At 27.7% G+C, this 12,311-nt stretch carries 11 protein-coding genes and 1 riboswitch; of the genes, 1 reads left to right on the top strand and 10 read right to left on the bottom strand.

The window, feature by feature from the left end:
- Positions 1–16 precede the first annotated feature (16 nt).
- The 7 genes from JJC02_04705 to JJC02_04675 form a co-directional block, all read right to left on the bottom strand.
- A complete protein-coding gene (locus JJC02_04705) occupies positions 17–736 on the bottom strand; it encodes a phosphatase (GenBank protein UDN55484.1) in 720 nt (239 codons plus the stop codon).
- A 116-nt stretch (positions 737–852) separates the two neighbouring features.
- The gene (locus JJC02_04700) at positions 853–2,127 is read right to left on the bottom strand and encodes a S1 RNA-binding domain-containing protein (protein ID UDN55483.1); all 1,275 of its coding nucleotides are present in this window, start codon (positions 2,125–2,127) and stop codon (positions 853–855) included.
- A 199-nt stretch (positions 2,128–2,326) separates the two neighbouring features.
- Positions 2,327–3,694, bottom strand: coding sequence for an MATE family efflux transporter (locus JJC02_04695; protein ID UDN55482.1), 1,368 nt, complete (start codon positions 3,692–3,694; stop codon positions 2,327–2,329).
- Between the two features lie 247 nt (positions 3,695–3,941).
- Entirely contained in the window at positions 3,942–4,406 is a 465-nt protein-coding gene (locus tag JJC02_04690) for a small multi-drug export protein (GenBank protein UDN55481.1), read from the bottom strand.
- Positions 4,407–4,410: 4 nt separating this feature from the next.
- The gene (locus JJC02_04685) at positions 4,411–5,040 is read right to left on the bottom strand and encodes a haloacid dehalogenase-like hydrolase (protein ID UDN55480.1); all 630 of its coding nucleotides are present in this window, start codon (positions 5,038–5,040) and stop codon (positions 4,411–4,413) included.
- A 21-nt stretch (positions 5,041–5,061) separates the two neighbouring features.
- A complete protein-coding gene (locus JJC02_04680; protein ID UDN55479.1) occupies positions 5,062–5,949 on the bottom strand; it encodes a decaprenyl-phosphate phosphoribosyltransferase in 888 nt (295 codons plus the stop codon).
- Positions 5,950–5,977: 28 nt separating this feature from the next.
- Entirely contained in the window at positions 5,978–7,216 is a 1,239-nt protein-coding gene (locus JJC02_04675) for a hypothetical protein (protein ID UDN55478.1), read from the bottom strand.
- Positions 7,217–7,771: 555 nt separating this feature from the next.
- A riboswitch (cyclic di-GMP riboswitch) is annotated at positions 7,772–7,868 on the top strand.
- 51 nt (positions 7,869–7,919) lie between these two features.
- Here JJC02_04675 and JJC02_04670 point away from each other — a divergent pair.
- Positions 7,920–8,096, top strand: a complete 177-nt coding sequence (locus JJC02_04670; GenBank protein UDN55477.1) for a hypothetical protein — start codon at positions 7,920–7,922, stop codon at positions 8,094–8,096.
- Positions 8,097–8,423: 327 nt separating this feature from the next.
- On the opposite strand, the gene JJC02_04665 is transcribed toward JJC02_04670, so the two are convergent.
- From JJC02_04665 to JJC02_04655, 3 genes are all read right to left on the bottom strand, one after another.
- Complete coding sequence (locus JJC02_04665) at positions 8,424–9,290, bottom strand: cation transporter (protein ID UDN55476.1); 867 nt, start codon at positions 9,288–9,290, stop codon at positions 8,424–8,426.
- Positions 9,291–9,624: 334 nt separating this feature from the next.
- A complete protein-coding gene (locus JJC02_04660) occupies positions 9,625–11,172 on the bottom strand; it encodes an ABC transporter permease subunit (GenBank protein ID UDN55475.1) in 1,548 nt (515 codons plus the stop codon).
- Positions 11,165–12,301, bottom strand: a complete 1,137-nt coding sequence (locus tag JJC02_04655; GenBank protein UDN55474.1) for an ABC transporter ATP-binding protein — start codon at positions 12,299–12,301, stop codon at positions 11,165–11,167. Before JJC02_04655 ends, JJC02_04660 begins: the two co-directional genes overlap by 8 nt.
- Positions 12,302–12,311 lie beyond the last annotated feature (10 nt).

Genomic DNA, 12,311 nt, shown 5'->3' with positions numbered 1-12,311 from the left:
TTTCACTCCCACAATTCTAAAAATCTATATCAAAAAGCTCTATAATTTCATCTTCATGATAATTTATGACCAGTTCATCTGGAAAATCTACTGATTTTAAAACTTTCTCTGCATTTTCAAATTCTCCTATAGAATAACATATATGAGAGTCAGTGCCAAGAATTACTCTTACACCATATGTTTTACATAATGTTAGCATATGACTTGCATTTTCCCAAGCTCCAGTCCTATGAGAGTTTGAACTTAATGATGAATTATTTATTTCTAAAAGGACATTTTTATCTTTAGCTCTCTTTACTATAGATTCATAATCTAAAGGATACCTACTATCATCTGGATGTCCAATTATCTTTACCTTAGGTTTATCCATAACTTTTAAAATAGCATTTGTATTTTCTTCTTTTGTTCCTGAAGCTATACAAGGTCTATGCAGACTTGCAATTATATAGTCCAAGTGTTGAAACATATCTTCTTGAACATCCAAATTACCATTATAATCCATTATGTTTCCTTCTATTCCCCTAAGAATCTTTACCTCTTGTACTCTACGTGGAAATAGATGTAGATTATAAAAATAAAATGGATGTGGTCCTCCTGGCATATTAGGTCCATGGTCTGATATTCCTAGATATTTTATATTTTTCTTAATTGCTTCTTCGACATTTTCTTTGAAAGTACTATGTGCATGTCCACTTATTAGAGTGTGACAATGTACATCTATAATAGACTTTTTCATTAAATTTCCTCCTAACATCTTATATAAGTTTTATAGATAGCTAAAGGGCTATTCCAAAACTAAAGCTGTCATAATAGACAGGGTAACGTTTTAAAACAGCCCCATTTTCAATTATTTTACACTTCTAAATCTTTAAATTTATCTTTAAATAACTCTCCAATACTTCCTAAAGATTCTTCTACTTCTAGGTATTCTGTTATATCTTCTTCTGGCTCTCTAGTTGCTTCTTTTATTGAAACTAACATTCTTTTAGTCTTTGGTTTAAAATCAAGAATCTTAACTTTCACTTCATCTCCAATATTCACAACATTAGTGACTTTAGCCACTCTAGTATCACTCAATTCAGATATTGGTAAATATGCTTCTACACCTTCTTTAATTTGAACAAAAGCCCCTTTTTCTATTATTCTAAGAACTTTAGCATTAACAACATCATCAATTTGTACTTCTTTCGCTATTAAATCCCAAGGGTCATTATTTATGTCTTTTAATGCCAATGCAATTTTTTTAGTCTCTTCATTTACATCTAACACATAAACTTCTACTTCTTGACCCTCTGAAACAACATCTTCAACACTTTCAACTCTTGTCCAAGCTAAATTATTTATATGTGCTAATCCTTCAATCCCACCAATATCCACAAATGCACCATAAGGCATTATCTTTGTTACCTTACCATCTCTTTTTTGTCCAACTTCAAGTGAGTTAAATAATTCTTCTTTAGCTGCTTTGATACGAGCTTTTTCTTCTTCTCTTTCTTGCTTAATTCTTGCTCTTTCAGCTTCTTTTTCTGCTTTAATTTGAGCTCTTCTTTCTTCTCTCTCTTTATTTATACGCTCTTGTAATACATCTCTATGAGACGCTACAAGTCTATTTTTTCTAATATCAAATTCTTTTATATAAACTTCTAGGTTAAGACCAACAAATTTAGATGTGTCTGTAATAAACTTTGTATCAAGTTGAGAGATTGGTATAAAAAATGTATATGTATTGTAATTAGCAAATACACCTTTATCTATATTTTTTTCAACATTTACAGTTATTATTCTATGTTCATCATAAGCCTTTTGTAACTCGGCAAAATCATTTCTTTTGTCAAGTTGTAATTTAGATAAAGTTATTGTACCATCTTTTTGAGATACTTTTGTTATTACAGCAGTTATTTCATCACCTATATGGTATAAATCTTCTATATATTGATTTTTTTCTATATTCAATTCACTTATAGGTATTATTCCATCAAACCCATAGTCTAATCCTAATTGTACTTCATCATTTCTCACTGCAGTTATTTTTCCAGTTGTCAATTCTCCAACTTTCACTTTGCTGAATACTTGTTCTTGCTGGTCAAGTAATTCTTGCATTGTTAAATCATTTTCCATTATAAACATCCTTTCCTCTCATTGATTATCATATCTGTAAATATTATACCATTAATATTGCAAATACTTACATTTTTCTTACTATAATTTTAAAAATAAATTCGACTTCATATATTTATACATTATAGAAAATATCTTATTAAATTAAAATACAAATTCTAATTTTTATCTAATAAAATATTTTCACAGAAAATTTATATTGTATATCTTATTCTTCTGTTGCTTTAGGTTTTGATAGAGAACTTTTATAAAATATAAAGAAACAAATTGCTGTTATAGTGGCTGCTGTTATATCCGCAACTGGCTCTGCTAAAATCACTGCAAAAAGTTTTTCATTAAAAAATGTTGGAAGTATAAATATTAAAGGTATTAAAAGTACAATTTTTCTAAGAAGAGCTAAAACCAAAGATATTTTTGCTTTTCCAAGTGCTAAAAATGTCTGTTGACAAGCTAGTTGAATTCCAAACATAAAAGCACCAGCAAAATATATTTTTATACTCCAGCTAGTCATACTAAGTAACTGCGGATTCTTATTAAATATACCAACAAAAAATTCAGGAAATATCATCAGTAAACCCCACAAGATGGTAGAATATGTAAGACATGACAATAGACATAGCTTAAATGTCTTTTTTACTCTATCAAGTTGACCTGAACCATAATTGTAACTTATTATTGGTTGTGCTCCTTGTGTAAGTCCCATATTAGGAAGCATAAGAATTTGCATTATACTGCTCATTATGGCCATTGAACCTACTGCTAAATCTCCCCCATACATTTGTAATTTACTATTTAAGGCTATAAGTACTAGACTTTCTGTAGATTGCATTATAAATGGAGATATTCCCAACCCCAGCACTGGCAAGATGATACTTGCTTTGGGTATCATATACTTCTTTTTTATCTTAAGTATACTTTTCTTTCCAAAAAGAAACATTAGTACCCAAATAGCAGAAACACCTTGTGCAATTATAGTAGCTAATGCAGCTCCTTTTACACCCATATTAAAGCCAAATATAAAAATCGGGTCAAGTGCTATGTTTATCAAAGCCCCTATAGCAACGGTCATCATACCAGTTGTAGCAAACCCTTGGGTATTTATAAAAGTATTCATACCTAGTGAAATCTGAACAAATACTGTACCTATTAGATAAATATTTAAATAATCCATTGAATATCCAATTGTAGATTCACTTGCTCCAAATATCCAAAGCAAAGGCTCTTTTCCAATCTGAAAACCTATAGTTAAAAGTATTGCTAAAATCACCAATACAGAAAAACTATTACTCATTATTTTCTCTGCATCATCATTGTTCTGCTCACCCATTTTTATAGCAGCTAACGGTCCTCCTCCCATCCCAATTAAATAACTACATGCAGTTATTATAATTATTATTGGAAATGCTACTCCTACACCTGCCATAGCAACTTCTCCACTTTGCATTCTACCAATAAAAATTCTATCGACTATGTTGTATAAAACATTTACAATTTGTGCGATAATAGCTGGTGTGGCAAGTTTAAATAATAATTTACCCACACTTTCATTGCCTAAGTTAGCGTTTGAATTTTCCATTTTAAAACCTCCTTAATCCATTAATTAAAATGTATTATTAAATTTATTCTATATAAAAATTTTATTTTATTAGCATACAAATTTAGAGTACTTTCCCTACAAGTAATACTATACTATATTTCTTTTGACATAGTAAACATTTTAGAATTGACAGAATTTAAATACTTTGTCTAATTTTTTATCTACCTTATAAAAACTTTCACATGTACTCATAAAAAAACTATCCAAGTATATTACTTAGATAGTTTTATATTATATGTAGAGAAAGAGCTGAAACTATAACTCCTGATAGCAAATTACCAAAAAATACTCCCATAAAAGCATCTTTTATTCTCATTTTAAGTATGGAAGCTATAGCAGATGCAGTCCATGTTCCTGTAGTTGGAAGTGGTATACCTACAAATAGTATTATACCAATTATTGAAACACTTTTTAATTTCTTCATTCTCGAGTTTATTTTTCTATCAATTATATCAGCAATCCCCTTAAATAGTTTTTTCCCCCTTAAAAATTGTAATATATGTCTAAATGTCAATATCAAGGGAATCGATACTAATGTAGAACCAATTACACCAAATACGTAAACCCATATAGGATTTAAGCCCATTGCAATACCTATAGGAATGGCTCCCCTCAATTCCGTTACAGGAACCATAGATAAAATTAATATGTGTAAATATCCCAAACTATTCCCTCCTATTCTAAGTGACATTAAGTTATAAATTTATTTGCTCTATAACCTCACCATTCTTTTTACTAACTAAAAACGCATTTTTAGTCAATGAAAGCATTGGTAAATCACTCTTAGAGTCTGAATATGCATATGAATTTTCATAATCAATCTCTATCCCAAGCTTACCTAATACAGCCTTTATTCTTTCTACTTTTTCAATTCCCTTACAATTTTCTCCAATGAATTGATTTTTATATCTTGAATTTTCATAAAATAACTCAGTACCTATGACCTCATCTGCAAAACCATAATACTTAAAATATTTCATATATGCATATGGAGATGCAGTTATCATAATTATAACATTATGCTCTTCTTTATTCTTGTAAATAATCTTTTTCATAGATTCGTTAATTTTTTTCATTATACAGTCATCAAAAAACTCTTTTAAATCTTCTTCACTAAAATCTACTATTGGATGAAAGACTGCCTCTTTTGCCCTTTTCAAAGTTATTATTCTAATCAAATACATAAATAGAATAAAAATAATGTATGGCAACTTTATAACAGTTTTAAAAGTTTTATTTTTTAAAGAGTAGATAAAAAAATCTATCATGCTATCAGTATTTATAACAGTGTAATCCACATCAAGTAATAATACACTTTTTTTCATAAGTATTTGCCCATCCTATCACTAAAAAATCAATATTACTAAACATGTAATTATCCATAAGATTACATTTATCTTTAAAGCATTATCTGTTAAGACAATATCGGTAGGATTACTTTCATTTGTAGTGTTAATTATATAATTGTATCTAAGCACACCATAAACTACAAATATTGTTGTAAATATCATATGTGGCTTTTCTGGATTACTTGTAGAATACAATGCATAACATACAATTGTAGAACTTAATATAACTATCATCATTTGATTTAAATTTTCTACGTCATAATCTTCTAGTATTTTTCTATGTTCAACTGCATCACCTCTTAAAGTTTCTATTTCTTTTTTACGTTTTCCAAGAGCTAAGTACAGAGATAAGAAAAATGTACATAAAATTATCCAATTTGATAAACTAACACTTATGGCTACACATCCTGCATAAACCCTAAGTATAAATCCAAGAGATATAGAAAACACATCTAATAGTATTATATTCTTTAGTTTAATAGAATATAATATATTGTTTATCAAGTAAAGACTAAGAATTATAGAAAGATTAAAATTAACAACTGTTGATAAACAGATTGAAATTAAAGCTAATACTACAAATAGTATATTAGCACTTTTTTTGCTTATTCTTCCACTTGCCACTGGTCTATTACATTTTTTAGGATGTTTTTTATCTTTGTCCATATCTATAACATCATTCAACGCATATACTGATGATGATATTAGACAAAAACACACAAATGCAATAAACGTATTTAACAATAAATTTATATTTAGTATGTTACTTGAAAAAATTATAGCTGAAAATACAAAGAAATTCTTTATATATTGCTTTATTCTCATTAGTTTTATATAATCTGAAATTTTAGTAAGAAGCCTTATATTTGTATTGGTCTGTTTCATAAACTTACTACCCTTTCAATATTATTTTTTAAACAGGATATGATTTTATCCCTATATTTAAAACTTCTATAAATCCATTTACATTACTGATTATTATAGTAATCAGTAACAATGATAGAAATATATTATACATATTTTTTTCATTTTTTCTAAGTGCTTTGGTAAAGTAAGCCAATAAAACTATAACTGCAAAACTAAAATTTATAGTCATAATACTTGAATTGACTAGATTATAACCTACTATACCATGTAAAACTAGATTAAATATAATTATTCCCATACATAGCTTAGGAACTCTTTTTTCTGAATTCTCAATAACTGATAAAACACAAAAACAAAAAGCTAATAATGTAAGAATTACTGGTATTGTCGCAACTTCTCCATTTTGCAAAAATAACCCCTTTTTAATCTCTGCTCCAGGAAAATAAAAAACTGAATACAACAGTCTTTCTATAATCATTGCAATTTTCTCCAAAATTGGTTCTCCACTTATAAATTTAGTATCATACTGTATTACATTTCCAAGATTCATAAAACTCTCATAAGATTTTGTTGAAACTACACAAATATATGCCATTAAGATAAATGTAATTAAATGTTTTAACATTTTTCCTATTTTCAATTTAAATTCAAATATCATATTAAAAAAATACAAATATATATTACTAATAGTTATTCCAAACAGAGGAATAGCTGCCAATTCTAGCAAATAAGAATTCTTCCCTTTCACCTTATTTGCAATAACTATGAAAAATATTAATGAAAATTGACTATATATAAATCTCTCTATATTTAAAGTCATAAATAATTGTGGAAAAGAAAATATCATTATCATAGTAAGTAAAATTAAAGTTAACCTCTGCATTTTTATCTTTTTAATATGATTAAAAACTAAAGTTATTGATATAGCACTGGTTATTATTTGTAAACAAATTAACCCAAACCCATAAGCACTATTAAAATCGGCTGTTCCTGAATTTGCTATTGAAGTACACAATAAGTATATTGGATATGCAAAAATCGATATAATTGCTGAAAATAATATGTGCTTACTATTATCTTGATTTATAGCAAATACATTTAAATTGAATAAAACACCTGTATCTGTATCTAACAGCACATCATAGGTATTGTTCAAATCATAAAATATAGTAGTCTTAGAAAAAAATATCTTAGTTATTATTAAGTAAGTTATTACAACTAATATAAATAAAAATATTTCATTTTTATATTTTAATATCTTACTCATCAATATATCACCATCCATTCATTATATAGGATTTGCTGACACCTACAATTTATTCCTCTAATTTTAATAGTCATCTTCATAATATTCTTACTTGTTTTATTGTAATTGAATAGTTCTTTATTTACAACCACAATATTTACTTTATTAATGTTATAATTAAGCAAGTATTATTTATATAATGCAGATTGGTGGTATATAAAATGAGAATTTGCAAGCAATGTCAATAAAATGCTTGAAGAATTTGATATAAAAATAGATGGTTCTAGTTATAGAATTAAACTATAACAAATTAAGACAGAATTTAAGGAGACAAAATTATAATTAGTCTCCTTAAATATTAAAACTGTATTTTAAAGTATTACTAAGTAATATACAAATTTCAAATATAATACAAATTAAATTGATAATAGGAATTTTTTATCAAAAAACTACAGGTAGATTTTACAATATATTCTACACATTTAGTATATTTTTTAGAGGTAAAATAGCATTCATATATATAAATTTATTCAATTTTCAAACAAGTGTATTGAATAATAATTAATTCTATTGTATTATTGTAATTGTAGAGTAAAACTAAATCGGCAAAACTAGAGAAATTTAGTGACGCAAAGCTATAGGGACTAAGACTTATAGAATATCTTATGAGTTATGTCAGCCAGTTGCCAAAAAGATATATTCTTTTTGTTTTTATGAAAGTTTTTTAGGGGGATAATAATATATGTTTAGAGATAAAATGGATAGATGTACACATATGTTGACTGCTTATATCGGTAGTTCACATGATTATTGTGATTTTATAGATACACAATTAGATGATTTTATACTAGAGTACGGAGAAAATGTGGTAGAATCTTGCTTACATCAAGTGATGGTATTGGTAAGTAAGTATAATTAGATAGATTTTGTTTTCTAGAGAACCCTTTTTAGTTTTATCTACTATTTAAAATAAATTGTTGCTAAAAAATTCATTAAAATATATTTCTTTTTTACTTTCTGTTATTTTTAGATTTATTTCTCTAAAAGCACTCCCGCCCATGAGAATGCTTAGTTATAACTATAGAAGTGTACTGCAAATACACTTCTATTTTTTATTATATCATCAATTATATTTTTATTGGATAATTTTAATTCATTTTATTGTTACAACTTCTACTATAGTTTTATTCTATTTGTTAATATTTTAGATACTCCTTATGTTTATTCTACTTCTATACTTTTCAAATTAAAAGCTATAAAAAGGTTCAATATGGACTATTACTTGAGCATTTTCATTAATTTCTTCCTGTATTTGTTTCTCAATTTTGTGTGTTAAAGCATGAGATTGTTCTACACTTATAAATGGTTCTACCATTACATGCATATCAATATAAATAGAACTTTTGCTACCTCTACTTCTGATATTGTGAACATCCCTTACCTCATTAAATTCAAATACAATTTCTTTTATATAGTCCTCATCTACAGCTACTCTATCGACCAAAATTCCAATAGATGGCCTAAATATTCCATAAGCTGAATAAATTATAAATGCAGAAATAATAATAGGAACTATAGATTCCATTATTACTGGAAATCCTAACTTAACGCCAACTAAAGTAACCAATACTCCTAGAGATACAAATATATCACTTCTTGTGTGCAATGAATCTGAAATCAAAACATAACTATTCAGTTTAGTTCCAACTCTATATTCATACATACATACAAAAATATTTATAAAAAGCGTAATAACTAGAGCAATTAAACTTTCTATAGTTATAGAAGGTACAATTGGATTAGTTATTCTTAATACTGCACTAAGAATTATCTTAACTGCTATAACAAACAACATACCACTTATAAATAGACTGGTTATAATTTCAAATTTTTTGTGTCCATAAGGATGATTTTTATCTTTTGGCTTAGATGCAAAGAAAATTCCTATGAGCCCCACTACATTTGATGCTCCATCTGACAAAGAATGAAATCCATCTGCTGTCATACTATAGCTTTTTATTTGATTACCAATAATGATTTTTAATAATGCTACTATAAAATTAGCAAATAAAATTATCCATAATACTTGCTTCACTTTCTTATAGTTATCCATAACAATTTAGCCCTCCCTTCGATTTAATCAAAAAATACTATGTATAAATATCAATAAACTAGACAAAAAATTATATATAAGCACATTTACTATATTTATATTCAAAATTGGTTGTACTTGTTCATTCAATTTGAAACTTAATTATAAATAAAAATCGTAGGTATGGTTTTGGCATACATAAAAATAATGGGCTGTCCCAAAATAGAGATAAGCTTCTTTTTAATTGTTGAAAAATGATAAAATATATTTTTTTTCATACAAAAAGAGTGCCTCATGAACTAAAAAGTTCATTTTGAGACACTCCATTAAGTTTTTGATATAAACTATTAATTTTTTATACTAAGCCTTCTTTAACTAAGAATGAATGAGCAACATCTTCTGGTGATTTACCAAGTTCATCAACTTGATAGTTAAGTTCTCTCATAGTTTCTTCGTTTATTTTTCCTGAAAGCATATTCATAACTTTTTCTAACTCAGGATATTTCTTTAAAGTATCTTCTCTTACTAATGGTGCTGCATAATATGGTACAAAGAAGTTTTTATCGTCTTCTAATATCTTAAGATTAAACTTTTTAATAAGACCATCAGTTAAAAATGCATCTACAACCTGAGATTCATTATTATCTAAAGCTGTATATCTTAAACTTCCATTCATTGCTTTTACATCTTTGAAATTTAAGCCATAATCCATAGAAAGCCCTATAAGACCATCCTCTCTATTTTCAAACTCTAAAGTTGGCGAGAAGATAAAGTCTTTACTATACTTAGTCAAATCAGAAATAGTATTTACTCCATACTTTTCAGCAGTTTCAGGCATCATGGCTAATGTATAAGTATTATTAAATCCAAGAGGGTCAAGCAGAGTTAACTGATTTTCTTTTTCCATAGTATCTTTTACAACATTATATGCTTCATCAGCATCTTTAATTGGAGTATGTTTCATTACATTTACCAAAAGTGTACCTGTATAGTCCACATACATGTCTAGTTCACCAGATTTAATTGCACTAAATGCAACAGATGAACCGCCTAGATTTAAATTCTTATTAACTTTAAGATTCGTATTTTTTTCTACTAATTCAGCATAAATATTACCAAGTATAAGCTGTTCTGTATAATCTTTAGAACCAATAGTTATTGTATCTTTTTTACTTGAAAAACTAGAACTAAAAGCAACAAACAACATTGAAACAACAACTACGACAGATATTACTTTAAGTGCTATATAATTTTTCTTTGGTGCTTTTGGATTTAACCCTTTTGGAGTAACTGCAACTTCAATCTTACTAAATAAATAATCAACTATTAATGCAATTATACATGATGGAATTGCTCCTGCTAAAATCATATTATTATTTACAGTTTGAACCCCTGAAAATACTAAATATCCTAAACCTCCAGCACCTATAAATGCTGCAAGAGTCATCAATCCAACAGCTGTAACTGCAGATATTCTAACCCCACCCATTATTATGGGAAGTGCTAAAGGAAATTGTATTTTAAATAATGTCTGATTTCTTGTAAGACCGATACCTTTAGCTGATTCTAATACTACTGGGTCAATACTGGTTATACCTATATACGTATTTTTTACAATTGGCAGTAATGAATAGACTACTACCATAAATATGGCTGGTTTACTTCCTATACCAAGTATAGGTACAAGAAGACCCAAAAGTGCCATAGATGGAACTGCTTGGACTAAGTTTACAAATCCAAGTACAAATTTCCTAAGAGATGAGATTCTTGAAATAATTATTCCAAGAGGAACACCAACTATTATAGCTATTAAAATAGATGTAACAGTTAGACTCATATGTTGTATTAAAAGTTCTATAATCTTATCTTTTTGTAACAGTATAAAGTTAAAAAAATTATCCAAGGACACTCACCTCCATTTCTAGGAATTGTTCACTTAAAACAGAAAGTAAACTACTTCTAGTAATAAGACCTACGAGTTTATTTTCATTAGAAATAACTGGAATATATCCAACCGAATTACGATTCATTACATTTAGTATTTCAACTAAATTATCTCCTTCATTTACATGCAAAGGCTCACTTGACATAATATCAGCAAGTAATATTGACTTATCACTAATATCTTTCATATCTTTTACAGTAACAATACCTTTTAATGTTTTAGCTCTATCTATGATTAGTAAGCTATCAACCTTACTTGTTCTCATAATTTCTATCCCTTGAGTTACTGTTCTAGTTGAGGTAACAGCAATAGGATTTTTTATCATAATATCTTTTGCTTTTATATATTCTGGATTATCCCAAACTCTATCTTCTCCAATAAAATCTCTTACAAAGTCATTTGCAGGCTTTCTAAGTATGTTTTCTGGAGTATCATATTGTGCTATTCTTCCATCCTTCATAATACAAATTTTATCAGCTATCTTTAAAGCCTCATCCATATCATGAGTTACAAATATTATAGTTTTTTTCAATTCATCTTGGAGAGAAAATAATTGTTCTTGTAAAGATGTTCTTGTTATTGGGTCTAAAGCACTAAAAGGCTCATCCATCAATATTATTTCAGCATCAGTAGCAATGGCTCTTGCAACACCGATTCTTTGTTGTTGTCCACCACTAAGTTCTGAAGGATATTTATCTAAAAATTCATCACTGTTAAGCCCTACCATCTCAAGTAGTTGCAATGTTCTTTTCTCAATTTCTTCAACGGATTTTTCCTTTTTTAGGCGTGGAATTAGCTCTATATTTTCTTTTATTGTAAGATGAGGGAATAGGCCTGTGTTCTGTATAACATATCCTATTTTTCTTCTAAGTTCTATTTCATTTTCCTGAGAAATTGGTTTGCCATTAATATATATCTCACCAGATGTAGGTTTTATTAATTTGTTTATAAGCTTCAAGGTAGTAGTCTTCCCACAACCACTTGAACCAATCAAAACTACCAATGTACCGGTTTCTACAGTTAGAGAAATATCGTCTAATATAACATTATTTCCTATCTTTTTGGTTACATTTCTTATCTCTATCATAATTTATCAT

Origin of the sequence: Clostridioides sp. ES-S-0054-01 (genome assembly GCA_021561035.1) — a bacterium.
Lineage (GTDB): Bacteria > Bacillota > Clostridia > Peptostreptococcales > Peptostreptococcaceae > Clostridioides.
Note: the sequence above shows the minus strand (reverse complement) of the source record. Positions and strands in the feature narration are given on the sequence as shown.